This is a genomic window from Marinobacter sp. EhC06 (assembly GCF_001650915.1).
Lineage (GTDB): Bacteria > Pseudomonadota > Gammaproteobacteria > Pseudomonadales > Oleiphilaceae > Marinobacter.
Genome location: NZ_LXYO01000011.1, coordinates 100,973 through 123,954, shown reverse-complemented (window position 1 = coordinate 123,954; position 22,982 = coordinate 100,973). Strand labels below are relative to the sequence as shown.

At 56.6% G+C, this 22,982-nt stretch carries 25 protein-coding genes; 11 read left to right on the top strand and 14 right to left on the bottom strand.

Annotated elements, in window-relative coordinates:
- Positions 1-250 precede the first annotated feature (250 nt).
- The gene (gene trxC, locus A8B84_RS06375; protein WP_064227839.1) at positions 251-691 is read right to left on the bottom strand and encodes a thioredoxin TrxC; all 441 of its coding nucleotides are present in this window, start codon (positions 689-691) and stop codon (positions 251-253) included.
- Between the two features lie 74 nt (positions 692-765).
- Here trxC and A8B84_RS06370 point away from each other — a divergent pair, with 74 nt between their 5' ends.
- Positions 766-1,569, top strand: a complete 804-nt coding sequence (locus A8B84_RS06370; RefSeq protein ID WP_064227855.1) for an SDR family NAD(P)-dependent oxidoreductase — start codon at positions 766-768, stop codon at positions 1,567-1,569.
- 9 nt (positions 1,570-1,578) lie between these two features.
- On the opposite strand, the gene A8B84_RS06365 is transcribed toward A8B84_RS06370, so the two are convergent.
- Both A8B84_RS06365 and A8B84_RS06360 read right to left on the bottom strand, forming a co-directional pair.
- Complete coding sequence (locus A8B84_RS06365; RefSeq protein ID WP_064227838.1) at positions 1,579-1,962, bottom strand: DUF2750 domain-containing protein; 384 nt, start codon at positions 1,960-1,962, stop codon at positions 1,579-1,581.
- Between the two features lie 47 nt (positions 1,963-2,009).
- Positions 2,010-2,819, bottom strand: a complete 810-nt coding sequence (locus tag A8B84_RS06360) for a type II CAAX endopeptidase family protein (protein ID WP_064227837.1) — start codon at positions 2,817-2,819, stop codon at positions 2,010-2,012.
- Positions 2,820-3,083: 264 nt separating this feature from the next.
- Here A8B84_RS06360 and A8B84_RS06350 point away from each other — a divergent pair, with 264 nt between their 5' ends.
- On the top strand, positions 3,084-4,040 hold the full coding sequence (locus A8B84_RS06350; protein ID WP_064227835.1) for a DUF2860 domain-containing protein: 957 nt from the start codon (positions 3,084-3,086) through the stop codon (positions 4,038-4,040).
- 28 nt (positions 4,041-4,068) lie between these two features.
- On the opposite strand, the gene A8B84_RS06345 is transcribed toward A8B84_RS06350, so the two are convergent.
- From A8B84_RS06345 to A8B84_RS06335, 3 genes are all read right to left on the bottom strand, one after another.
- Positions 4,069-4,866, bottom strand: coding sequence for an SDR family oxidoreductase (locus A8B84_RS06345; RefSeq protein WP_064227834.1), 798 nt, complete (start codon positions 4,864-4,866; stop codon positions 4,069-4,071).
- Between the two features lie 19 nt (positions 4,867-4,885).
- The gene (locus A8B84_RS06340) at positions 4,886-5,935 is read right to left on the bottom strand and encodes a mechanosensitive ion channel family protein (protein ID WP_064227833.1); all 1,050 of its coding nucleotides are present in this window, start codon (positions 5,933-5,935) and stop codon (positions 4,886-4,888) included.
- 75 nt (positions 5,936-6,010) lie between these two features.
- On the bottom strand, positions 6,011-7,567 hold the full coding sequence (locus A8B84_RS06335; protein ID WP_064227832.1) for a BCCT family transporter: 1,557 nt from the start codon (positions 7,565-7,567) through the stop codon (positions 6,011-6,013).
- A gap of 138 nt (positions 7,568-7,705) precedes the next feature.
- Between A8B84_RS06335 and A8B84_RS06330 the strand changes: the two genes are divergently transcribed.
- Together A8B84_RS06330 and ovoA are read left to right on the top strand one after the other, a co-directional pair.
- Positions 7,706-8,899 (top strand): multidrug effflux MFS transporter, encoded by a 1,194-nt coding sequence (locus A8B84_RS06330; protein ID WP_064227831.1) that lies wholly within the window; start codon positions 7,706-7,708, stop codon positions 8,897-8,899.
- 108 nt (positions 8,900-9,007) lie between these two features.
- The gene (ovoA, locus tag A8B84_RS06325; RefSeq protein WP_064227830.1) at positions 9,008-11,161 is read left to right on the top strand and encodes a 5-histidylcysteine sulfoxide synthase; all 2,154 of its coding nucleotides are present in this window, start codon (positions 9,008-9,010) and stop codon (positions 11,159-11,161) included.
- Here the strand turns inward: ovoA and A8B84_RS06320 are convergent.
- The 3 genes from A8B84_RS06320 to A8B84_RS06310 all read right to left on the bottom strand — a co-directional run bounded on the left by A8B84_RS06320 (position 11,136) and on the right by A8B84_RS06310 (position 13,760).
- Entirely contained in the window at positions 11,136-12,245 is a 1,110-nt protein-coding gene (locus A8B84_RS06320; protein WP_064227829.1) for an ADP-ribosylglycohydrolase family protein, read from the bottom strand. The genes ovoA and A8B84_RS06320 overlap by 26 nt on opposite strands.
- Positions 12,246-12,324: 79 nt before the next feature.
- Entirely contained in the window at positions 12,325-13,098 is a 774-nt protein-coding gene (locus tag A8B84_RS06315) for a substrate-binding periplasmic protein (protein WP_064227828.1), read from the bottom strand.
- A gap of 212 nt (positions 13,099-13,310) precedes the next feature.
- Positions 13,311-13,760, bottom strand: coding sequence for a pseudoazurin (locus A8B84_RS06310; RefSeq protein ID WP_064227827.1), 450 nt, complete (start codon positions 13,758-13,760; stop codon positions 13,311-13,313).
- Positions 13,761-13,948: 188 nt separating this feature from the next.
- Between A8B84_RS06310 and A8B84_RS06305 the strand changes: the two genes are divergently transcribed.
- Genes A8B84_RS06305 through A8B84_RS06290 form a run of 4 tightly spaced genes read left to right on the top strand, consistent with a single transcriptional unit; the run spans position 13,949 to position 16,199 of the window.
- On the top strand, positions 13,949-14,524 hold the full coding sequence (locus A8B84_RS06305) for a demethoxyubiquinone hydroxylase family protein (RefSeq protein WP_082905103.1): 576 nt from the start codon (positions 13,949-13,951) through the stop codon (positions 14,522-14,524).
- A 10-nt stretch (positions 14,525-14,534) separates the two neighbouring features.
- The gene (locus A8B84_RS06300) at positions 14,535-15,053 is read left to right on the top strand and encodes a hypothetical protein (protein WP_064227826.1); all 519 of its coding nucleotides are present in this window, start codon (positions 14,535-14,537) and stop codon (positions 15,051-15,053) included.
- A gap of 14 nt (positions 15,054-15,067) precedes the next feature.
- A complete protein-coding gene (locus tag A8B84_RS06295) occupies positions 15,068-15,697 on the top strand; it encodes a DNA-3-methyladenine glycosylase family protein (RefSeq protein WP_064227825.1) in 630 nt (209 codons plus the stop codon).
- A gap of 10 nt (positions 15,698-15,707) precedes the next feature.
- Positions 15,708-16,199 carry a nucleoside deaminase gene (locus tag A8B84_RS06290; RefSeq protein ID WP_227512692.1) on the top strand — a complete coding sequence of 164 codons (492 nt, stop codon included), beginning with the start codon at positions 15,708-15,710 and terminating at the stop codon, positions 16,197-16,199.
- Here A8B84_RS06290 and A8B84_RS06285 read toward each other — a convergent pair.
- Positions 16,169-17,035 (bottom strand): DMT family transporter, encoded by an 867-nt coding sequence (locus tag A8B84_RS06285; RefSeq protein WP_064227824.1) that lies wholly within the window; start codon positions 17,033-17,035, stop codon positions 16,169-16,171. The two genes, A8B84_RS06290 and A8B84_RS06285, sit on opposite strands and share 31 nt — an antisense overlap.
- Positions 17,036-17,153: 118 nt before the next feature.
- Between A8B84_RS06285 and A8B84_RS06280 the strand changes: the two genes are divergently transcribed.
- Entirely contained in the window at positions 17,154-18,074 is a 921-nt protein-coding gene (locus A8B84_RS06280) for a helix-turn-helix domain-containing protein (protein WP_064227823.1), read from the top strand.
- On the opposite strand, the gene A8B84_RS06275 is transcribed toward A8B84_RS06280, so the two are convergent.
- Complete coding sequence (locus tag A8B84_RS06275) at positions 18,050-18,484, bottom strand: hypothetical protein (RefSeq protein ID WP_064227822.1); 435 nt, start codon at positions 18,482-18,484, stop codon at positions 18,050-18,052. The two genes, A8B84_RS06280 and A8B84_RS06275, sit on opposite strands and share 25 nt — an antisense overlap.
- A gap of 125 nt (positions 18,485-18,609) precedes the next feature.
- On the opposite strand from A8B84_RS06275, the gene A8B84_RS06270 reads away from it, so the two are divergent.
- Positions 18,610-19,179 (top strand): NnrU family protein, encoded by a 570-nt coding sequence (locus tag A8B84_RS06270; RefSeq protein WP_064227821.1) that lies wholly within the window; start codon positions 18,610-18,612, stop codon positions 19,177-19,179.
- 20 nt (positions 19,180-19,199) lie between these two features.
- On the opposite strand, the gene A8B84_RS06265 is transcribed toward A8B84_RS06270, so the two are convergent.
- The 3 genes from A8B84_RS06265 to A8B84_RS06255 form a co-directional block, all read right to left on the bottom strand.
- A complete protein-coding gene (locus tag A8B84_RS06265) occupies positions 19,200-20,165 on the bottom strand; it encodes a putative zinc-binding metallopeptidase (protein WP_064227820.1) in 966 nt (321 codons plus the stop codon).
- A 116-nt stretch (positions 20,166-20,281) separates the two neighbouring features.
- A complete protein-coding gene (locus tag A8B84_RS06260) occupies positions 20,282-20,908 on the bottom strand; it encodes an NAD(P)H-dependent oxidoreductase (RefSeq protein ID WP_064227819.1) in 627 nt (208 codons plus the stop codon).
- Between the two features lie 134 nt (positions 20,909-21,042).
- Positions 21,043-21,939 carry a LysR family transcriptional regulator gene (locus A8B84_RS06255; RefSeq protein ID WP_064227818.1) on the bottom strand — a complete coding sequence of 299 codons (897 nt, stop codon included), beginning with the start codon at positions 21,937-21,939 and terminating at the stop codon, positions 21,043-21,045.
- Positions 21,940-22,061: 122 nt separating this feature from the next.
- On the opposite strand from A8B84_RS06255, the gene A8B84_RS06250 reads away from it, so the two are divergent.
- Positions 22,062-22,979, top strand: a complete 918-nt coding sequence (locus A8B84_RS06250) for a DMT family transporter (protein WP_201257861.1) — start codon at positions 22,062-22,064, stop codon at positions 22,977-22,979.
- Positions 22,980-22,982 lie beyond the last annotated feature (3 nt).

Genomic DNA, 22,982 nt, shown 5'->3' with positions numbered 1-22,982 from the left:
TCGTTTGAGTGATCAATCGGGTAAGGCCGTCGCTTGCCCGACTATGCCTTGCTAGTTACAGACAGTTTGGCTCGAATTCTGGCCACACGCCATCAGAAAGTCGATGTCGCTGCAAAGTCAGCTTTACCCACAAAAACTGTGGATAACTTTGTGGGAACAGCTCGGATAGGTGCCTTCAGCCCTGCAATGGCAGGGCCTCAGCAATTGTGGCGTTTTAATGACCGGCCAGCGAATAAATGGCCTTATCAGGCTAGCGAATACCCTTGGATTGCAGCCATTGGCTGATCTGCGCCTGATTCATGGCGCCGCTCTGGCGGGCGACTTCCCGGCCATTCTGAAACAGGATCATGGTAGGGATGCTGCGAATGCCAAACTGGCCGGCCGGGCCCTGGGCCTGTTCGGTATTGAGCTTGGCAAAGCGTACCTTGCCCCTCCAGTCTCTAGCGGCCTGCTCAAACTGGGGCGCCATCATTTTGCAGGGGCCGCACCAGCTCGCCCAGAAGTCCACCAGCACCGGCAGATCACTGCGCCCGGTATGGGCAGCAAAGCTCTGATCCGTCAGTTCCAGAACCTGATCCGGCCACAACGGCTGTTTGCAGGCGCCGCAATTGCCGCCGGATGACAGTTTATCCGCAGGCACGCGATTTACCTTGTGGCAGTGAGGACAAACCAGGTGTCGGATGTCAGTCATGATTGATTACCTTCTGGTTGTATACTGGAATAGATGATCTGGGCAGACGAAAAGAAATCAAGCTGGGGTTCAGGATGAAAAGACTCGATGGCAAGACCGCTTTGATCACCGGCGCGGCCCGCGGCATTGGTGAAGCAATCGCCATTCAGTTCGCTCAGCAGGGAGCAACGGTCATCGTATCGGATATCGATGACCTACGGGGCCAGGCACTGGTCGATGGCTCAAAACTGAACATGCACTACCTTCACCTGGACGTCAGCGATGAGTCCCAGTGGCTAAGCTGCGCAAAGTCTATCGAAGATCAATTCGGGGGGCTGGACATTCTGGTGAACAATGCCGGGATTACCGGTTTCCTGGAAAGTACGGGGCCTCACGATCCGGAAAACCTCGACCTGTCTTCCTGGCAGACAGTCCATGCCACAAACCTGAATGGCGTTGCCCTGGGCTGTAAATATGGAATCAGATTGATGAAGTCCTCCAGGTCCGCCAGCATCGTCAACATTTCCTCAAGATCCGGGATTGTTGGTATTCCCGGGGCAGCGGCCTACGCGTCCAGCAAGGCCGGCGTCCGGAATCACACCAAGTCAGTGGCGTTGTACTGTGCCGAAAAAGGCTATCCGATCCGGTGTAACTCCATACATCCCGGCGCCATCATGAGCCCCATGTGGGAAGCGATGCTTGGAGAGGGAGAGGCGAGAGAAGCCGCGATCGCCGAGGTAGAAGCTGGCGTTCCAGTGGGAAGGATGGGAACGCCCGAGGATGTTGCCTATGCGGCCCTGTACCTCGCCTCTGACGAATCAAACTACGTAACCGGCATTGAGCTGAACATCGACGGGGGCATACTGGCCGGAAGCGCCTCTGCTCCGGCCAGACGATAAAAGCCGTCTTCAGAAATCGGACATCACGTCCTGAAGATCCTGCTTGAGCTCTGCAGGTTCGGTGATCCATACCGTTTTATCAGAGCCGGGAAACACACCGACATCCAGGCCATCCTTCGTTAAGCCGGGGACCCATTTCCGGAAAAAGTCAGGCAGTGAAATGCTGCGGGGAGTCAGCTCCTCCCCGCCTTTGGCGTACTCGGAGGCAAACACCGAAGTGGGCCACACCGGCAGGTATTCCACATCGCCGTCGTCCGAGGCGATCTTAAGGAACCGGCTCTCCCCGTTCACCAGAATCCAGATTTCCCGTTCCTCGGCCACCTGGCTCAGGAAGTAGTCGTACCGCTCTTCACCATCCATTTCCATTACTTGATTGAGGTCTTCACTACTCATGTCAGGTACGCCACTCCAGTCGTTTGCTTTTCGGTATTCGTCGGAGACTAACACGTATTTGGCGGAGACTGGCGGCCGCTTTTCCAAAACATTATCAGCAACGCTGCAAGGGCCAGGTTGCCAAAGAGCATGAAGGGGTACATTTCCGGGGAGATTCGCAACCATTCACCATTAAAGTTCATCATGGCGTGGAAAATCAGGACCGCCAGAATGCTTCGACCGGTGCGGTTATAAACGAGCACAATCAACAGCGTATGGCAGATGATCATCGGCATCCACCAGTAAAGCTCGGGGTGAAACGTGGTGTTGGCGTAATACCCAGGGAAAAAGACGAAGGGTGCGTGCCAGAGCGCCCAGACCGCACCGTTCACCAGGCCAGCCACGACCGGACTGAAACGCTGTTGCAGGGCCTCCAGGTAAAAACCGCGTAACCCCACCTCTTCCACTGCCGGAAACACAAAGGAAAGAACCAACAAAAACAGCAAGGGCCCGGGATTAACAAACAACTGCCAGTTGGTATCAAGGGGCTCGCCAGTAACGCCCAGAAGCACTGCCAGACCGGCCATGGCAAGATCGTACGCCAGCCAGAAGAACAGGATGATGAGCCACCAGCGGCCGGGGATACGACGCCAGTCCGTCAGGCGCCGCCACAAGTCTCCCATCTGCTTTTTGCCACCGTTCGCAGCCGCCAGGCCAAGACCGGCAACGACAGGGCTGGCCCCGCCGATCAAAAACCAGATCAGGTTTGGAAGTGCCCAAACCGAGGAATCCGAGAGCAGCACCGGTATCCAGAAAAGATAGGCCCATCCCAGGTAAACCAGTGGAAACGCTGCTAAGGGGTGTTTAATCAGCGGCACTATCTTCGCCTCTAACTACCTGCCTATTATCATTATGCAGTGGGCTCGCTCCTCGGCCACACCACGACAAGGACAACCGCCAATGCTTTCTGCTGATCAAAGCACGCAATCCGACGCCGTACCTTATGACACCTGCATCTTCGTAGTGGTGGCCATTATAATCGTCTGGCTGAACCGCGAGACACTGTTTACACGTAAGTACAGCATCATCGATGGGTACCCCCAACGAAACCGCGTCCAATTCAGAATGATCGGAGCTTCCGAATGAAAAAGTACCTTGCTCTCCCGGCTCTGTTCATCGCAATCCCGAGCTTTGCACAGCCGGCACCTGCCCGGCCGGGATTCAGTGGTGAAGTCTCACTGAATGCGGTAATTGTCTCTTCAACGTCCAACTTTAACGTCGATGGCGATTCAACAATCAGTTCCTTGGAGAACAAGGCAGACAGTGAGTCAGAGGGCCTGATCGCTCCACTTGGCAACGTTGCCTACACCTTTGGGGAGGGGCTGGGCCAACAGGTCTATTTTGGTACCACACGTGAAGACATCGCGGTCGGCACCCTGGCTGTGCAACTGGGGTATAAACACAAACTCAGTTCCGGCACGGAAGTGGATGTTTCTTTTTTGCCCACGGTGATTTCGGGAGAAACCTGGCAGAACCCATATGAGCTGAATACGCCAAGACAAGAGACTGACATCTCGGGCAACGCCTATCGCCTGCAGTTGAACAGCATTTCCGGCTCTAACTTTAGTCTGGACCTTGCCTTTGCGACGACGGATGTCGAGGACGATCTGACCGCAGGAACCGATCTGGCCCACGATGCCGAAAGTTACTACGCCAAGGGCAGTTACCGCTTCACTCTCTCGCGGACCAGCTTTGTCTCACCCTCTGTCCTTTACATTCAACATGACGCCGATGGCAGTGCCAGCAGCTTCGACGCCTATGGAGCCGAAGTCAGCTGGTTCAATATTCTGGGCAGGCACAGCCTGGTACTGACCGCAGGTTTCACACAGCGGGACTACGACAGCGCCAGCACACTATTCAGCAAAAAGCGCTCGGATGATGAGCTAAGCCTGTTTGCAGCCTACGAGTACCCGAAGTTCATGGGCTGGAAGGATTGGTCGTTCATTTCGTTTGCCGGCTATGGCGACACCCAATCCAACCTGACCTTCTACGATGAATCGTCGTACCTGTTTGCGGTGGGGCTGAACTACAAGTTCTGATCAGCCCCCGGCTTTGATCGGCTGAACCCTAGGATCGAGCCCTCGCCATGCGGAACAGGGCCTCAGGCGAGATCCGCTTGATCCAGAGGGCTGCCATTTCCTTGCCCTTCCCAACCGGGATTTCGCGCTTCTTGGCCTTGAGGCCCTTGAACACCACCTCGGCGCACTCGGTAACGTCCATACCGCCAGCAATATCGTCATCTTCCTTGCCGTAGGCTGAGCCATCGCCGGCGAGGGCATTGCGGGAAATGTCGGTGCGAATGAAGCCGGGCGTGATTGTCGACACGCTTATCCCCTGGCCTTCCACCTCAGCGCGTAATGCATCAAAGAACCCCATAACCGCATGCTTCGCGGCGCAGTACCCTGTGCGCATGGGAGCGCCGACCTTGCCGGCAACGCTGGAGGTCACAGCAAGGTGGCCGGAGCCACGTTCCAGCATATGGGGCAGCACGGCTTTGGTCAGGGCAATCTGGCCCATCACGTCCACATCCATGAGCTTTTGGTAAACCGACATCTCGGTGTCCTTACACAGGGAACGCTGAGACACACCGGCGTTGTTCACCAGCAAATCGATGGTGCCAAACCTGTCCAGTACCGTCTGAACCTTGCCAGGCAGGGAATCCCAGTCGGTCACATCTAGCGGGAGCACGAGAACCTGGTCGCTCGCCAATCCAGTGGCAGCCCGGCAACGTTCAGCAACACGCTCCAACTCATCTTCCCGGCGAGCGGAAAGAACCAGACGATCGCCATTCTGTGCAAACTGCAAGGCAAGTGCTTCACCGATGCCAGAGGAAGCACCGGTTATCCAGACGGTTTTGGCAGACATGCAGGGTCCTCGAGAAATCTCAGTTTTCCACCATCCGGGCCCGGAGCCTCGGGAGCTGGGCCGGGTAGTGTTCCTGGATGAAGGTTACCATGCCCTCCCGGATCGCACATCTGAGGTCCCAGTTCTTGCTGGAGTCCGCAGCGCTCATCAAGAAACGCACCTGGATCGCCTGGTCACTGGAATCGGTGACCTGTACTGATGAAAACTCACCGTCCCAGAGCCCGGAGTCATTCAGCAACCGGGTAAACTCCTGCCTGAGTGGTTCAACCGGCATGGTGTAGTCCACCCAGATAAAGACCGCGCCCAACAACTCTGAGGTATTTCTCGACCAGTTCTGGAACGGATTCTCGATAAACCATTGCAGCGGAACAACGAGGCGACGCAGATCCCAGACCCGCAGGACCACGTAGGTCGCCGTCACTTCCTCCACCCAGCACCACTCGCCCTGCACGTGCAGGACATCGTCTATACGGAAGGGCTGGGTCAGGGCAATCTGCATGCCCGCCAGAAGGTTGCTCAGGACGGGGCGGGCCGCGAAGCCAAGAATCAGGCCGCCGACACCAGCAGAGGCCAGCAGGCTCGCGCCCATATGCTGAACGGACTCGAAGGTCATCAGGGCGGCGCCCAGGCCGATAATAACAATGAGGATATTCAGCGCGCGGACGAGAAAACGGGTCTGGGTTTCAACCTTGCGCGCCCGCTTCCACTGCCCTTCCAGCACCGGATTGAGCGCGACAATGACCTCACCAATGGCCGAAGTCAATCGAACGGCCGCCCATGTAATGGCCAGCACGAGCAAGAGGGTTGTAACCTGCTGGATCGCCGCCATCAAAGGCAGATCCGGTGGGGCGGTTTCCAGAGAACCTGCCAGAGCAAGCAGGCAAAAGACCACACCAAGAGCCCGGGCAGCGGCATCCAGAAACAGCCGGATGACCGTTCTGGATTCTGAAAAATGCCGGAACACGGCGAGGGCCAGACGGTAAACGATGTAAGTTATCGCAACCGCGAGAATCGCCGAAAACCCCGGCCACAACCACGCCGTGAAACCGGCTTCAAACGATTCCAGCATCAGCCCTCCCGGAGCTTTCAATCAGAGAAGTCAGCCTGCGAACACCTCCCTGTATTCGCTCGGCTGTATAAAAGCCTAGACCAGCCCCTGCTCCCGTGCCATCGCCATGGCCGCTTTCGGCCCGGTCCAGAGCGACGGGAGGATAATCAGTGAAACCGGAATGGCTGTCAGCACGATAAACTGCTGGAGCACACCAATCTGGCCGGCGCCCATATACAGAAGAATGGCCGCCATCAATGCCATGGCACCACCCCAGAACACACGGATCCACGGGTTGGGTTCGTCATGGCCAGCCCCGACCATGGCAATGGAATAGCTCATGGAGTCGCCGGTGGTGGCCACGAAAATGGTTGTCAGCAGCAGAATCGCAGCCGCCATCAAGGTGCCGCCGGGCAAGGCCTGCGCCACGGTCAGTGTGGCAACATCAAAGCGGAAGTTGTTTAGTGCTTCGGTCAGGTCGAAGGTACCGGCAAGCTGGTGATAGATGCCGGAGCCTCCCAGCAGGGTGAACCAGATGGTGGTCGCGATGGGGGCCAGAACGGCCACCGCCAGAACCATTTCACGAACTGTCCGGCCCCGGGAAATTCTGGCAACGAACACGGCCATCAACGGCGTATAACCAATGAACCAGGCAAAGAAAAACACAGTCCACCATTTCATCCACCAGGCCGGGGCGGTTTCAGCGGTCATGGTTGCCATGGCAAAGAACGAGGTGACGTATTCACCCATCGATTGCGTGTAGGTATTGGCCAGGAACAGCGTGGGGCCGAAGACAAAGATTACCCCGGCAATGACCAGTGCCAATATCACGTTGAAACGGCTCAGCAACTGAATGCCCTTGTGCAGACCGGTCATGGCCGAGGTCATGTAGACGCCGGCCAGCACCACCAATACCGTCAACTGGGTGCCATATCCATCCGATACGCCAAACAGCTCATGCAACCCGAAACTCATTTGGGTGGCCAGAAAACCGATAGGCCCGACGGTTCCGGCCACCACGGCAATCACACAGAAGGCATCGATGACACCACCGACGCGCCCCTGGATGACTTTCTCACCAAATACCGGGTACAACAGCGTTCTTGGTTGCAAAGGTTTGCCCTGTCCGTAGTGGGCCCGCGTCAGCACCAGAGCCGTGAGGGAACCGAGCACGGCCCAGGCCAGGAATCCCCAGTGCGTGAACGACTGGGCCATTGCAGGAGCAACCGCCGAGGCTGAGCCAGCTTCGGTATCAAACGCCGGCGGCGTGACAACGAAGTGATACACCGGTTCACCGGCGGCAAAAAACACCCCGCCACCGGCCAACAAGGTGCACATGATCATCGACAGCCAGCGGAAACGGCCAATCTCCGGTCGATCCAGTCCGCCGATTCGGGCGGCGCCGGCCCGGCTCAGGGCTGTTCCTATCGCTATGAAGAACGTGAGTAGCAGTAGCACCTGGAAAAAAGAGCCCAGATACGTTGCGGTCCACGCAAACCCTGCTCCGATCAGGTCAGCCACGTATCCGCTGTCGACGATAGACGCTCCCACGAACAGAAGTATGAAGCCGATCGTCAGCACCAGAACAACGGGATCGCTATCAGAAAGCGGTCCGCTTCTGGCTCTTGGAGTGGGTTGGGATTTCACGGTCATAAGGTCTGCCTCCGGAAGAAAAAGCCGCGCAGGCTACAGGAAGTGAATGGATCATGCACGGAGATTTCTGAAAATACGCATGGTCTGATGAAATATGCCACCGTATTGTTAGGATTCTATCTTTCAAGGAGATCACTCTTGTCGCATCTTCACCTGGCCATACTGCTGGGCATGACCGTGGCACTCGGGCCATTGGCGCTTGATGCCTACCTGCCCGCTTTCCCGGAGATCGCCGACGGCCTGGGCGTTGATCACGGGCACGTGGGGCTTACGCTCAGCGCCTATGTCACCACACTGGGCCTCGCCCAACTGGTAGGCGGTCCCCTGTCTGACCGATACGGGCGCAAACCGGTGCTTTTCGGGGGGCTACTGATCTTTATGGCAGGCGCAGTCATGGTATCGCTGGCCGATAGCCTGTCCGACATGGTGTTCTGGCGGATAGCGCAGGGTATTGGTGGCGCCTTCTGCGCGGTTTCGGTGCCTGCGATTGTTCGCGACGAAGTCAGTGGACAAGACGCTGCCCGGCTGTTCGGACTCATTGGCCTGATCATGTTCATAGCACCCGCTGCGGCGCCGTCGCTGGGTTCACTGATGCTTGCACTGGGTGAGTGGCATTGGATATTCCTGATGCTGGCCGGCTATGCCGGGTTTCTTGTGCTGACCCTGCAGGTGGCGCTTTTCCCGAGGCTTCAACCCCGCACACCGACAACCACGCCTATTCGCTCCCTGGTGACCAATTACCTGCTGGTGCTCAGGCACAAAACCACCATGCTCTTTATCGGCATTCAGGTTCTGTGTTTCAGCACCATGCTGTTATTCATCACCCATTCCTCTTTTATCTATCAGGAATGGTACGGCCTCTCAAACAGCACGTTTGCCATTCTGTTCGCCGCCAACATTGCGTTCATGGCTGCACTGAACCTGATTAACCGTCCGCTGCTGAGGCGATTTTCCTCGGTGCAGCTGGTGCGCGCCCAGGTTATTGCACAATGCCTGGCGCTTGTCGCTCTGGTTGCCAGCGTGCAGTTCCAGGGCCCCCTCTGGATGGTGGCAGGCTGTATCATCGTTGCCATCGGCTGCCAGGGCGGCATCGTGCCCAACAACATGGCCAACGCCATGGAGTTCTTCCCCAACTTAAGTGGCACCGCGGCCGCTCTGCTGGGCGCATCGCAGTTCACTATTGCCGGGGCCGTCAGCACCCTCTCTTCGGTCTCGGGTGACCAGACACTCCTGAGCATCGCAGTTTCAATGCTTGCCTGTTCATCGGGTGCCGTTGTTCTTGCCCTGGGCGCGCCCAGGGCGGTAGCTTTAGCGAAAGAATCTGGTTTGTAACAATTTCAGCAAAGGGATCGTCTAAACAGTTTTCGGGGGGAAATTGAACCATCCCCCACAAAGAAGACGTATTGCTGTTAGCAAACACAACAAAGGACGTGTCCAGAAATGACAATGCCAATACCGGAAGTGCAGTCCCCCAGCCGAGCCCTCAAACCCGGAGTCGGCCTGCTCAGAACGCCGGATCTGAGTGTTGGGTCTGTGGAGGACAAACGCGCTGAAATCGCTTCCTACTTCACGAACACCTTTGACACCTACACGCGCCTTTTCGACTGCCTCGCCGATGATTCGGGCTATTTCCAAAAGTCGATTCCCCTGAGACACCCTCTCATTTTTTACCTCGGCCATACCGCGACTTTTTTCGTCAATAAACTGGTGCTGGCTAAACTCCTTCCAGAGCGCATCGACCCTCACATGGAGTCGATTTTCGCGGTGGGCGTTGATGAGATGAGCTGGGACGATCTGGACGAAGATCATTACGACTGGCCCACCGTTGCCGAGGTGCTGGATTACCGCGCTAAAGTCCGCGCCACCGTTCTGGACCTGATTGAAACACTCCCGCTCAGCCTGCCGATCAACTGGGAGAATCCCTGGTGGCCGATCGTCATGGGCGTCGAGCACGAGCGTATCCATTTGGAGACCTCGTCTGTGCTAATCCGCCAGCATGATCTGGCAAGGGTCCGTCCGCAGCCGGAATGGGCCCCGATTCGTGAAACCGGTGAAGCGCCGGAAAACGAACTGATTACCGTGCCAGCCGGCACAGTTTCAATCGGCAAATCTTACGATGACGCCTACTACGGCTGGGACAATGAATATGGCGAGCATGAGGCCGAGGTCGATGAATTCAGGGCCAGTCAGTATCTCGTCAGCAACCAGGAATTTCTGGGGTTTGTTGAAGCCGGTGGTTACCAGGAAGACCAGTTCTGGAGTGACGAAGGTTGTGCCTGGCGGCAATTCGCCAGGGCGAAGCATCCGACTTTCTGGCGCTGGCAGAACGGTTGGCATCTGCGCCTTATGACTGAAGAGGTCGAGATGCCCTGGGACTGGCCCGTCGAGGTGAACTACCACGAGGCCAAAGCCTTCTGCGAGTGGAAACGGGAGCAAACCGGCCAGCCCATCCGCCTGCCCACCGAGGACGAGTGGTACCGCCTGTGCGCCGAGGCGGGCATCGAAGAAGTGGGCCATGATCCAGCCAATGCCAACCTGCATCTCGACCATGGAGCATCGTCTTGCCCGGTTACCCGGTTCCGGCACGGTCAGTGGTTCGACGTGGTTGGCAACGTCTGGCAATGGATGGAAACGCCCACCTACCCATTCGACAATTTTAAAGTTCACCCGCTGTACGACGACTTCACAACGCCCACTTTCGATGGGCAGCACAACCTGATCAAAGGAGGCTCCTGGATTTCCTGCGGCAACGAAGCCCGGTTATCGGCTCGTTATGCTTTCCGGAGGCACTTCTTCCAGCACGCCGGCTTCCGCTACATCGCCTCCGAAAGCGAAGCAGTGCAACCCAACGCTTACTATGAAAGCGACCGGTTGCTGACTGAATACGCGGAATTCCACTTCGGTGACACCTGGTTTGGTGTCGAGAACTTCCCCAAAGCCCTGGCGGATCTTGCCCTGGATGCGATGACGGGCAAGCCAACCGGAAAAGCCCTGGATCTGGGCTGTGCCTGCGGTCGGTCCAGTTTTGAATTAGCAAGGCGCTTTGACGAGGTGGAAGGCGTCGATTTCTCGGCCAACTTTATCAGGCTGGGCGTGGAGATGGCCGAGCAGGGCTCCATTCGCTATGCGCTGGCAGAGGAAGGTGAACTGGTCAGCTATCACACCCGGACACTTAAAGAGCTGGGCCTTGAGGAATGCTCAGATCGGGTAAGCTTCTACCAGGGCGATGCCTGTAACCTGAAACCGCAGTACTCGGGCTACGACCTTGTTCTGGCGGCCAACCTCATTGATCGCCTTTACCGCCCAAGGCGCTTCCTGGACAGCATTCACGAGCGCATTAACGACGGTGGCCTGTTGGTTATTGCCTCCCCCTACACCTGGCTGGAGGAACATACGCCAAAAGAAGAGTGGATTGGCGGTTTCAAGAAGGATGGTGAGAATCACACAACGCTGGATGGCCTGAAAGAACACCTCTCACAGCATTTCCGGTTAGTCAGTGAGCCGAAAAAGGTGCCTTTCGTTATCCGCGAAACCCAGCACAAGTTCCAACATACCCTGTCGGAAGTGACTATCTGGGAGCGGTTGCCGCGCTGATCAGCGCGGTGATCTCCTCACTGATCGCCTTGTGGTCCACCAACTGATCGAACCAGTTGGTGGCCACTTGACCGGTCGTCAGCCCCAAAAGCGTCCCCAGCACGATGCCTCTGTGAACGTTATCGCCACCGAGGTTGGTGTTCATGCGAAGCGCCAGCCATGGATCGTTCCGGTACTTGTAGGCCAGGTAAAGAACGACCGGCCAGGAGTCGGAGATATAACACGCTGGCGAATACATCCGGCCCACGACCTGGTTGTCGGGCAGGTTCCGCTTGACCAACCCGGCGACATCCAGCCCGCCAGCACCCTTGCCAGCCTCTGAAAGCAGCGCCTTGATACCCTCGTCATCGGGACCTTCGAGCAGACCACAGAGAAGTTTCACGTAGCGGTCGCACACCCTCATCAAGCTCTCATCCGGATGGGTCAGCGCAAGATGGTCCCGACAATGGGCCTGAATTCCGGTTACGTCGCTGCCACGAAGTCGCTCCGCAAACACCAGTGCGGCAATGGTCACCAGGCCACCGATGGAAGGCGTATCGTGGGTAACCATGGCACACTGCTGCGCCGGTAAACCCTTCGCATAATTGGCGAAAAACCCTCGGTGGTAGGATTCAGCATAGGTATCCGGATGCGCCGGTGGATCGGCGGTCATAAAGCCGATGTACGCCGAAAGAAACGCCCGAGAACTGTATTCACCGTTCCCGTCCGCCAGGCAACGCATGAGCACGCGGCTGCAATGGGAATTCAGGGTGTTCTCGCCCGCGCCCATTCCATGGTGATAATGCACGTTCGGCACATTCCAGAACTGGCCACGGCCCTTAAGGATCACGTTGCCCACAATTTGCGGCTCCGCCTCAGATTTATGACCAGAACGACGACCACCGCTTCGGGTCGAGTGCAAAGACATGATGGAAGATGGGTGAAAGTCAGGTGCAGCTTCAAATCCCTGGATGCCGCCCGGGAAAGCCTTCTCGATATCCATAGGGTTGTAATACCAGTGTACGGGCATGGCGAGGGCATCAGCCACGAATTGTGTTTTCAGTGCACTGGCAATGCGGGGAACATAAGCCGGGTCGCTGCTCAAAACGTCGCCTCCTGAATAGGTCGAATCGAATTGTAATTACGCCCATTATTGCGGAGCAGAGCTGTTCCGAGGCAGGATTTTATCTGCGGTATTCGAAAGGTTCTTCGAGCATGATTCGGTCGATAGTGCCATCCTCGCGCATATCCTCAAGAACCTTATCGATGTCTGCTAACAAACCGGCTGCCCGCCCAGCTTTTGCCAGGCCTATTCGGAAACCGACTGACTCGAACGGCCCTTCATGCGCCACCATCCTCGCTTTCAACAGCGGATAATCATGGAGCGCATAGTCCGCTGCCATCCGGTTGACCAGAAAAACATCTATCCAGTGACGATCCAGGCGCCTGAAATTACCCAGAATTGATGGTGCTTCATCCACCATAAGATTCGATTGCACTACAGCAGTGTTAAATGGCTCACCATAATTGAAACCTGTCACCACCCCTATTCTGAGCCCCTGCAAATCGGCAAACCTCGAACGCGGAAGGGCGTGGGGGCTATCAATTCGGTACCAAAGCAGGTTGGCATCGGAAATGATCGGGCGACTCATGAGGAGAAACTGCTTTCGCTCCTCGTTTTCGGTGAGCAGCATGATGCCGTCAACGTCGCCATCCTCTGCCATTTTGAGGCATCGAAGCCAGGGAAGAATTCGCAACTCGACCGGTCGCGCAATTCGGCCTGATACCTCATGCAAGAAATCAACCGCATATCCACCGATGGCTAAACCATCGTCATTACCATAACTGTAAGGTGGCCAATGGCTGTTACAGAAGAGGAGAGGCTCGTCGGACAGCTCATCACCATAGACAGCCTGAAAAGAGAAGAACAAAAACAAAAAACAGCCTAGAACCTTCATCGGGACGCACTCGAGAAAAATACACTTCAGCAGAGCTGTACATGAGGCTTACAATCGAATTCTGAACGCCCTCAAACTTATTGTAGCCGCTTTTATACCCCGACGAATTGACTAAATGCTGGAAGGTTTGACCAAAATTTACTTGGTTGGTCAGCTTTGCTTGAGGAAACAAAAGCAGCCGCGGCAAAAGAACCGCGGCTGGGATGGAGAAGTTACTTCTCAACCTGTTCGAAGTAGCCAGTCAACCGATCCTTGTTGGTGGCAGCTGCTGCGGTCAGTTTATCGACGGCCGCTTTTGCAGCGTCATAGTTCGCCGGCTCACCTACCTGAATCACGCCAGCCATGTTCAATGCCGCGTGGGGCGTGCACTTGTAGACGTACACTCCTTCCTCATTAAGCGTCACTGTGATGCCCTCGTTCATGGCGCCCTGCCAACCTTCCGCGCCCTCAGGCACTTCTACGGAAACGGAGTTGTGGGCCGGGTCCACCAGAACAAATTTAACTGTGTCGCCGGGCTCAGCTTTCACGAAGCCTGGCTCGAAGACCATGGCACCGTCAGCGCCGGAGTTTTTCATCTCGACAACGTGCTCCGCTGCCATGGCGAAACCGGAAACCAGTGTCAGTGCAATTGCGGTCAGACCGTTCTTGAAAGTAAGTTTCATTTTGACTTCACCTCATTGGTTGGTCGTTGAAAATACTCAAAACGGTACGCGCCTTAAACACAGTGGGATTCTTTTCCGGGCTAAGGGCATATCCTTATGGGAATGACACTCGTGTTTCGCCAGCGATCGAGCCTGAGAACCAAAGGTGGCCTCGTTCGTACAAACCTTATCGTGTCTGCGGAAATTTAATGATGGCGGAGCTTAACATCGACGGTATACACCACCAGCTCTCTCAGGTTGGAGTAAGCAGGCAATTCGAGCAGGAGCTGCGTTGCAGTCATGCGGGAGAAACCGGTGCCGTTTGGATTTACCGGGGAATTCTGGCGACGCGCCCCCGAAAAGAGCTGCTGAATTTCGCAACGGAGCACCTGGCGTCGGAGAGCGAGCATCTACGTTTCTTTAACCAGCTTCAGTGCTGCTATCGCCCAAGCCTGCTGCTGCCACTGTGGCGCCTGGCCGGCTTTTTGACGGGTCTTATCCCGGCATTGATGGGAAAACAGGCGATTTTCGCCACGATCGAAGCCGTGGAAACCTTTGTTGACCTGCACTACCAGGAGCAGATCAAAAAGCTTTCTCCGTATGCATGGCGCGAGTCGGAGCGGGCTATACTTGCAGGATTCGAGAAATGCCGGCTCGACGAAGTCCGCCATCGTGACGAAGCCGGGCAAAATCGATCCGCTGAAGCGAGTCTTCTTCTAAGGCTGTGGACAGGGCTCGTGGGGGCCGGTTCCAAAGCGGCTGTCCAGTTTGCCCGACTGATTTGAGAGTCATTCCATGAGCCTGATAACCAAACCCTTCGATGACAGCGGCGTTGAAATGGTGGACGAGATCGCCCACTACGGCACAGCCATCTCGAAACGGCTCGAACAATTCCGATCGAAACGACAGCTTCGTCACGACACACCCGGCGGCTACTCGGGCATCGTGATCTCGGCTTCCATCTGCAGCGCGATGGGAAACATCATCGAACGCTCGAACCAGAAGCCTTTTCGTGCCGGATACGCCCGAGCAGCCCAAACGTTGTTCTTTGAGCACGTATCCCCGGATACACCATCAATCCCTGCAACTGTTGAGGATTGCCGCTCTTCTCCCGAGCTCCTGCAGGTCATCAACACCTTATTGGCAGACGACCAGGTACTGCCCGCCGATGGCAGCGTTTCACTCCAGACCGTCATGATGGCTCTGGTCTGGTCGGCATTGACCTTTGCAATGGAGTCTCTGCCGCCGGAGCAAGCTCGCTCCTATGTGCAGCAGCAGATCCTGAACGGAGACCGGGAATCGGCTCGCCATTAGGCAAAAAGGGGCTTATGCAACAAAAGACGATCACTGACGAAACCTTGAGGATGGGCGTTGACGTCCTGGCTGAGAAAGATCCCGATCTTTGCGAGGTGCGAGCCCGACTGGGATACCCCCCAATCTGGACTCGCGAACCGGGCTTTGCATCATTGATCAACATCATCCTTGAACAACAGGTCTCTATCAAAGCCGCAGCTACGATGTTCCAGCGGCTAGCGTCCCACCTTGGATCGGTAACCCCGAAACTGGTCCAGAGGGCTGGCGAACCTGAGCTAAGACGAGTCGGGCTTACCCGACAGAAATCCAGGTATTGTGTTGAGCTGGCCAATCGGATAACGAGTGGTGATCTGGACCTCTCAAGGCTTGCAACACTTGACGATGCCGAGGGCCGAAGCCACCTTTTAGAAGTACCCGGTCTGGGGCCCTGGACCGTCGACATCTATTACATGATGGCGCTACGGCGACCGGATGTCTGGCCCCAGGGAGACCTGGCTCTGGCCTCCGCGATAAGGGACATCAAGAACCTGAACGCCCGACCGACACAAGAAGAGCAACTGGCCTTTGCCGAACAATGGGCGCCGTGGCGAGCGGTAGCAGCCCGCATGCTTTGGATGCATTATCTGGACGCCCGAGGTCAGTGAAGGAGGAATTGTGATCTACGAAACTGAAATGAAACACCTTGCCCGCTGCGTGGAACTGGCTTCAATGGCCGTTGATAGCGGGAACCCGCCGTTTGGCTCTGTGCTGGTGGATGAGACCGGTGCCGTCAGGTACGAGGGACACAACGAAACCGCTGGCGGTGATGAAACCCGGCACCCCGAGTTCGAGATCGCCCGCTGGGCTGCCGAGAACATGACCCCGGATGAGCGAGCCGCCTCAACGGTGTATACCTCTGGCGAGCACTGCCCGATGTGCGCGGCTGCACACGGCTGGGTTGGCCTTGGGCGAATCGTCTATGCAAGCTCGTCAGAGCAGCTTTCAAGCTGGCTGGACGAACTGCATGTGGCGCCACCGCCCGTTGCAACCCTGCCAATCAACCAGGTGGTTCCGGGCGTGCCCACCGAGGGCCCCTTCCCCGCGCTCTCAGACGCAGTGCGCGAGCTACACCAGCGTTATGTTTTGGCCGATCGGAACAAAACATAATTTCCCAGCAGGGCCAGGGATGCGCCCAGCACCGCGGTTGCTGTCCATTCAAAACCCTCGAGCCAGGTCGATACACTCAGGGCGACCACCGGGAAAAGCACGGTGGCGTAGCCAGCCTTGTCGGCTCCGAGAGTCTGGATAACGGTGATGTAGCAATAAAAGGCAATGATGGAGCCAGGCACCGCCAGAAAGACGGTTGCCCCCCAGAATGTCGCCGCAGTCGGAACCACCCATTCCACACCCTGAATCAGGCACCAGATGCCAAGAATCACCGCGCCGTAGACCATGGCCCATGCGTTGGCGAGGAAGAGCGGCACCTGTGACATTCGCACCTTGATGCTGACCAGGTTACCCATGGAAAACCAGAAGGTTCCGGCAATCGCGAACAGAATGCTGGTCGCCGTGGCATTGCCAAGCTGCAGATCATGCCAGAACAGAAGGGCCACGCCCGTGATACCCAGAGAGATTGCCGGATAAAGCCGAGCGGTAGGTTTCAGGCGCAACCAGAGCCAGCCATTCAAAGCGTTAAACAGGGCGGCCAGCGAGAACACCACCGCCAGCAGACCGCTTGTCATCGATTCTGCGGCGCGATAAATCAACAGGAAGTTGATGCTGTACAGGGTTGCCCCCTGCAGCACCAGCCAACCGTGCTGTTTGAGGGTCAGTTTTTCCAGCCTGCGCACCAGAGCTACAACCAGCAATGCGACGACAGAGGCCATGACGAATCGGTAGAAAACAGATATGTCGACCGGCGCCGCTTCAACCTGCAAACGAATCGCTGTCCAGGTGAGCCCCCAGATCAGTACCGTCAGACCATAGTGAACAGAGATGGGCATGGCGTTAATTCCTGTTGCTATCGGGAACAATTGTTGAGCAGGGCCAGCATAGGGCTCAAACCACACCAAAACTTGTCAGATCCTGCTGAACCATGGATGATTCTTGCGGAGGCTCCCTATGCAGACTGATTCCGAACCCATGCCCGAATGCCCAAAGCAATTGCAGCCGGCCAATCGCGACATTGTCGATACCCTGAGAACGGCTGGCGTCGCTCCGCAGCGAATGCTTGAACTGGATCAGGGGCGGGCTCTGGCGCAATGGCAGAATCGTCAGGGCGAGGTGCGTTACGAGCGGCCCAGACACCATGCTTTGAGCATCTACATAGACAAGGGCGAGCAGGCTCGAAGGGTATTGAACGGAAAGGTTGTAAGCCAGGGCTTTCCGGGCGCCGTTTGCCTGTTCCCGGCAGGCAGCCGCTCAAGTTGGCAAATCAGCGGACAGTTCGAATTTTTTCATCTCTATTTCAATGACCTGGACGTCGCCCGGTGCGCAGAACAGACATGGGATGCGGATCCGGACAAGCGCCAGCTTTCCGAGCTGTACCACGCCGAAGACCCGGTTCTCGCCCAGGCCGGAAAGCTCCTCGCGCTCAGCGACTGGCAGGCTCCCGGCCAGACCATGGCCATGGACCACCTCGCACAATGGCTCCTTCTCCAGGTTGTCAGTCGCCATTCCGGCGTCCGACAGACACTGCCGGAAGTCACGGGGCAGTTGTCGCTTCGGTACCGCCGGCTTTTGCAGGAACGCATCAACGCGGAACTGGGCCAGTCGTTATCGCTTGCCAGCATGGCCAGCTGGGTCAACCTGAGCCCCTATCATTTTGCCAGGCTTTTCAGGGCTACGTTCGGCTGTGCGCCTTATCAATATGTCCAGGAGCAACGATTAGTCCTGGCCCGGGACCGGCTTCGGAATAGCCGAGACAAAATCACTGCCATTGCACTTTCATGTGGATTCAACGATTCCAGTCAATTCAGCCGGGCCTTCAAGGCCAGATTCGGAATCAGCCCTTCAGGCTATCGATCCCACTGCGCTGACTGATTCACCAGGCCCGACCGGGGCACAAGACACTCCATCGCCGTGAGCGAAACATCCCGGAAAGTCGCCTCTGAAGCAACAACACTCGGGAATCGATCGTAAAGCATCCGACGGCAAGTAGAGGTTCTTGCCTCGGCTTTTTCGACGCAATCAGCGTGGAACTTCGTGCCACTGCCCTCGCCCGTGGCGTCTGAACAGAAGTCCGGAATCTGAGTGAAAATCCAGTCGACTGCAGCACTGAGTTCAACAGGATTGGCCCGCAAATTGGTCAGGCGGTTTGCATCGATGGGGTCGGGTTGTTCACGGGTCTGGTCCCATAGAACAAACAGCAGGGCGGCAGATACCAGTACAACAGTGACCTTGGGAAACTTCATGGGCGCCTTTTCAATCCGGTGAATCAGATCGCCGATCATAAACGCTCAGGCATCTGCTGTCCCGGTTTCCTATACTTATCTGGATTTCACACAAATGGGCTTTCCAAGAAAAGCGCCCTGCCAATCAGACAACCCTGTCGCTCAAGCCAAAAGGAGTTTTGCAAATGACCACACTGATCGTTGGTCTCATTCTGTTTCTGGGCGTGCATTCGCTTTCAATCATAAACGAGCCCCTGCGCAACCGACTGAACGCGTCCATGGGCGAGGGAGCCTTCAAAGGACTGTATTCCGTGGTGTCCCTCGTCGGTCTGGTTCTGATCGTCTGGGGTTATGGCGCCGCCCGGATGGATCCGACAGTGATCTACGTGCCGCCGGCCTGGCTCAAGCACGTGGCATTCCTGCTTCTGGTGCCTGTGTTCCCCTTGCTGTTTGCCACCTACCTGCCTGGCAAGATCAAGGCGAAACTGAAGCACCCCATGCTCGTTGCCGTCAAACTCTGGGCTCTGGCTCACCTGCTGGCCAACGGGATGCTCCACGACCTTCTGCTATTCGGCTCCTTCCTGGCCTGGGCCGTAGCCGACCGGATCTCCATGAAGCGCAGAACCCAGCGAGCCATCACAACGTTGCCAGCCACCAAAGCCAATGACGTCATTGCGATCGTTGGCGGCCTTGCCGTGTATGTGGTTATGGTGGTGTGGGCCCACCAGTGGCTCTTTGGCGTGTCGCCGGCCTGATTGACCGGCGCTCACCTGGACTAGAGGCCCTGGGCCCCGCGGCGTAACCAGTCGTGCACGAACGCAAGTTTGCGTTGCGCCGTTTCGGACAGGACAAACGGGTACAGGTCAGACAGTCCCATGGAGCGGTTCACATGGTTAACCCGGATGGCCAGTGACGCAGCAACGTTAATCAGCATTGCCGTGTCGGGCTCCGAGTAGGGATCCCAACCCTGTCTCGGCACCTCGGGCGAGGTCAGACCGGATGACACCAAGCTGTCGGTGATGTCCGTCAGGTGCAGCAGGTGTGCGGCAGTCTCCGCCCAGTCCTCGTGCGGGTGTGCCGAGGCGTAGCTGGTGAGATAGAACAGCCTCCAGTCTTCCGGCGGACCTTTGTGATAGTGATGTTCAAGGGCCGCCGGATAATCGGCGCGTTCATCACCAAACATCTCCCGGAACGCATCCAGAAAGTCTTCACGCAAGCTAAGGCGCCACCATAGCATATGGGCGATTTCATGGCGCATATGGCCGACCATGGTTCGATAGGGTTCGTCCAGGGCTTGCCTCCGGGTGGCACGAACCACTGGATCCGCCTCTGCAACACTGATCGTTACCACCCCGTTGGCGTGCCCCATGGCAACCGGGGTCAGCCCCTCGGCCAACATGTGGAAAACCGGGCGCGTGCCTGGATCCTCAGGGCGGAACCAGTGCCAACGGCCGAGATTGTCCAGCACCCAGCGCTTTGCCGCCTCAGTTTCGGCCCAGTTCGGCATGGCATTGGGAATATTGGGATCGGGTGCCAGCGCCGTCATCGCGCAAGACCGACAGAAGGCCCCTTTTTCCGGCGCAATCCAGTTGCAGCCGATAATATCCCGATTTACACAGAAGGGAGGCATGGGAACGAAGGCCCTCGCCTGTGGATCGTACGCGACGGGCGTGCCCTGTGCCGTGGTGAGATTATCAAACCACAGATTTCCGGAACCAACCGGGTTGGAAAAAACCTTCATAGAGCTGGTGCTCCTTTTGAACGGCAGTCTGCTTGAAAATGTATCGCCGTTCTTCCGAACCTATACCCTATGGCAAAGGAACACCAGCCAGAGCGATCAATCGGCCAGGCCAGCACTTACATCCTGATCACCAGATCGTCGTAATCAAAACGCACTTTGGGCAAGCCAGAACTCCTGTCACGTGCGCTGCGATAGCCCAGGGCAACAATGGCAGAACTCTCCAGACCTAACTCCGCCAATCCGAGTACCTCATCGTAGGCTCTGTGGTCAAAACCGGTCATCGGGCAGCTATCGATTCGCATTGAGGCCGCCGCGGTAAGCAGAGTACCAAGTGCAATGTAGGCCTGCTGGTGCGCCCAAGCTTGCTTCTCCGCGCGGGATTTGGCCGCAAGTGCCTGTTTCATGTGGCTCACGTAGCCCGAAATGTCTTCTACAGGCACGCCTCGGGTTTTCACAAACTGTGTGACATACCTGTCGACGGTGTGATCGCCAATATCCGCGTGCGCCGCAAAGACAATCAGATGTGAGCAGTCCAACACCTTCTGCTGACCGAAAGAATAAGCCAGTAGATCCCGTCGTACCGCTTTGCTCTCAACGACAAGAATTTTGTAGGGCTGCAGTCCGTAGGAAGAGGCGCTCTTGCGAGCCGCATCAACCAGTGTTTCCACCGTCTGGGCATCGAGCTTCTCGGGCGAAAATTCACGGACGGCGTAACGCCAGTCCAGGGCTTCGTGTATGTTCATAAAGTTGTCTCCTTCGGGATGAAGTAGCAACTCTATGAGACCGTAGCGAGTAAAAAAACGGATAGAATAGAACTACATATTTTCCGGCACGGAAACAATGAGCTGGTCACCGTAAACACCTCGTGCACTTTGCACTACTCCCAGTAGGGTTTTTCCCCCAGATGCTGATCGAGGTGATCAAGCAGCAGGCGGACCTTCGTGGGTTGCTTGCGCCCCGGCGGGAACAGGGCAAATACAGTATAGGGTTTGGGTGGGAAGTCAGGCAGCAGGGGAATCAGTGCGCCTTTCTCAATATCTCCCTGAACCAGAAACCGCGGCAATAAACCAACGCCGGCCCCCCTCAACAGACTCTGGCGAATCGCCAGGCTACTGTCCGTTCGATAGTTGCCGCTAACCCTTACCTCCCGATCGCCCAGCTCCCAGACTCTCGGTCTGTCATGCAGCGAAAACGTTAGACAGTTGTGCTGTGTCAGATCCTCCGGATCGTGAATCTCCGGGGCACCTTCCAGATACCCAGGCGATGCGCAAACAATATTTCTGGACGTTCTCAGTGGCCTGGCCATGAGGCTCGAATCGGCCAGTGAGCTTCGAATCCGAATAGCGATGTCTACGCCCTGCTCCACCAGATCAACCATTCGATCACTGAGCTGAAGGTCGATATCGATTTCAGGATAGTCGCGGAGAAAACTGTCGATGGCCTCTGTTATGTGGGTCAAACCGAACGACATGGGCACATTCAGTCTTATCGTCCCTCGGGGCTCCGCCTGAAACCCTCTTGCCTCCAACTCGGCGTCTTCCAGCTCATCCAACAGGGACTGGGTGCGTTTCAGAAAGGCGAGCCCGGCATCGGTCAGGTTCATGCGGCGGGTAGTTCGGTTGATGAGTCTCGTGTCCAGATCCCGCTCCAGAAAGGCAATATGCTTGCTGACCGTTGCTGCGGTGATCTCAAGGTCGTCCGCAGCCCGGGTAAAGCTGCCCAGCTCCGCAACGCGCCTGAAGATCGTCATCGCTACCAGCTTGTCGGTGGCCACAGAACCCCCTGATTATTTCTGATTTGGAAGGAGTATTATTCGAATGCACCCAATTATCAACTGAATCAACTGCGGCAAACTGGTTCCTGGTGATATCCCTCCACAACCCGGAGTACTTGGTGATGATAGCCTCAGTGCAGCGTGCAATTCTCCCGCCCCAGGCCGCAGTCTGGGGACTTCTGCTGGCCAACGGATTTCTGATCGCTCTGATGCTGGCGCTGGCAAAAGCAGCAACATCCCAGGGTATGCCGGCCGTCACTTATGCTTTCTGGCAAACGCTTATTGCAGGATCCGTTCTGCTGGTATTCTCCCAGAAACGCCGCTCTCTGCTGGAACGTCGCCTGACCCGCTATTTTCTTATCAGCGGTTTGACCGGTATCGCAGTCCCGAATGTCATCGGATTCTATCTGGTGACCAAACTGGGGGCAGGATTCACGGGCATTATGTACGCCCTGCCACCGATATTTACGTTTCTGATCGCCACTGGCATCGGGCTCGAAAAACGCAGCTGGATCAAACTGACCGGGCTATCGATTGCGGTCGTCGCCTGCGCCTGGATCGTGCTGCAACGTCATTCGGAAATCAGCAGCCCCAACATACTCTGGTTTGCCATGGGCCTGATTATCCCGGCCATGCTATCCATCGGTAACGTCTATCGCTCAGTAGCCTGGCCTGATGATGTAAAACCCATGATCCTTGCATCGGGTACGCTGCTGGCGTCGGCTTTCACGCTTGGCCTTTTCGCAGGTCTGACGGGGACCTCCATTTTCCCGGAAAGCACAGGATTTCACCTCCCTGGCATTGTCATTCTTCAGGGCCTGCTAACCGCGCTGACCTACCTTTGCGCCTTTGAGCTGCAGCGTCGCTCCAACCCGGTTTTCTACAGTCAGCTCGGTGCCGTAGCGGCCGTATTCGGGTTGCTGATCGGAGTTATCTGGTTCAGGGAAAACTACTCGTTAACCATCTGGCTGGGAGCCTTCCTGGTGATCCTTGGGCTCAGGATCAGCAACAGGAAGAGCGCGCAAACTGCCGAAACCTGAACT

Excerpts from the sequence above, each read along its gene's own strand:
- A8B84_RS06265 (WP_064227820.1), bottom strand. The coding sequence starts at position 20,165 with ATGAAGGTTTTTTCCAACCCGGTTGGTTCCGGAAATCTGTGGTTTGAT.
- A8B84_RS06310 (WP_064227827.1), bottom strand. The coding sequence starts at position 13,760 with ATGAAACTTACTTTCAAGAACGGTCTGACCGCAATTGCACTGACACTG.
- A8B84_RS06285 (WP_064227824.1), bottom strand. The coding sequence starts at position 17,035 with ATGCCCATCTCTGTTCACTATGGTCTGACGGTACTGATCTGGGGGCTC.
- A8B84_RS06295 (WP_064227825.1), top strand. The coding sequence starts at position 15,068 with ATGCAACAAAAGACGATCACTGACGAAACCTTGAGGATGGGCGTTGAC.
- A8B84_RS06345 (WP_064227834.1), bottom strand. The coding sequence starts at position 4,866 with ATGTCTGCCAAAACCGTCTGGATAACCGGTGCTTCCTCTGGCATCGGT.
- A8B84_RS06335 (WP_064227832.1), bottom strand. The coding sequence starts at position 7,567 with ATGACCGTGAAATCCCAACCCACTCCAAGAGCCAGAAGCGGACCGCTT.
- A8B84_RS06250 (WP_201257861.1), top strand. The coding sequence starts at position 22,062 with ATGATAGCCTCAGTGCAGCGTGCAATTCTCCCGCCCCAGGCCGCAGTC.
- A8B84_RS06305 (WP_082905103.1), top strand. The coding sequence starts at position 13,949 with ATGATGGCGGAGCTTAACATCGACGGTATACACCACCAGCTCTCTCAG.
- A8B84_RS06270 (WP_064227821.1), top strand. The coding sequence starts at position 18,610 with ATGACCACACTGATCGTTGGTCTCATTCTGTTTCTGGGCGTGCATTCG.
- trxC (WP_064227839.1), bottom strand. The coding sequence starts at position 691 with ATGACTGACATCCGACACCTGGTTTGTCCTCACTGCCACAAGGTAAAT.
- A8B84_RS06350 (WP_064227835.1), top strand. The coding sequence starts at position 3,084 with ATGAAAAAGTACCTTGCTCTCCCGGCTCTGTTCATCGCAATCCCGAGC.
- A8B84_RS06300 (WP_064227826.1), top strand. The coding sequence starts at position 14,535 with ATGAGCCTGATAACCAAACCCTTCGATGACAGCGGCGTTGAAATGGTG.
- ovoA (WP_064227830.1), top strand. The coding sequence starts at position 9,008 with ATGACAATGCCAATACCGGAAGTGCAGTCCCCCAGCCGAGCCCTCAAA.
- A8B84_RS06370 (WP_064227855.1), top strand. The coding sequence starts at position 766 with ATGAAAAGACTCGATGGCAAGACCGCTTTGATCACCGGCGCGGCCCGC.
- A8B84_RS06365 (WP_064227838.1), bottom strand. The coding sequence starts at position 1,962 with ATGAGTAGTGAAGACCTCAATCAAGTAATGGAAATGGATGGTGAAGAG.
- A8B84_RS06280 (WP_064227823.1), top strand. The coding sequence starts at position 17,154 with ATGCAGACTGATTCCGAACCCATGCCCGAATGCCCAAAGCAATTGCAG.
- A8B84_RS06275 (WP_064227822.1), bottom strand. The coding sequence starts at position 18,484 with ATGATCGGCGATCTGATTCACCGGATTGAAAAGGCGCCCATGAAGTTT.
- A8B84_RS06340 (WP_064227833.1), bottom strand. The coding sequence starts at position 5,935 with ATGCTGGAATCGTTTGAAGCCGGTTTCACGGCGTGGTTGTGGCCGGGG.
- A8B84_RS06315 (WP_064227828.1), bottom strand. The coding sequence starts at position 13,098 with ATGAAGGTTCTAGGCTGTTTTTTGTTTTTGTTCTTCTCTTTTCAGGCT.
- A8B84_RS06260 (WP_064227819.1), bottom strand. The coding sequence starts at position 20,908 with ATGAACATACACGAAGCCCTGGACTGGCGTTACGCCGTCCGTGAATTT.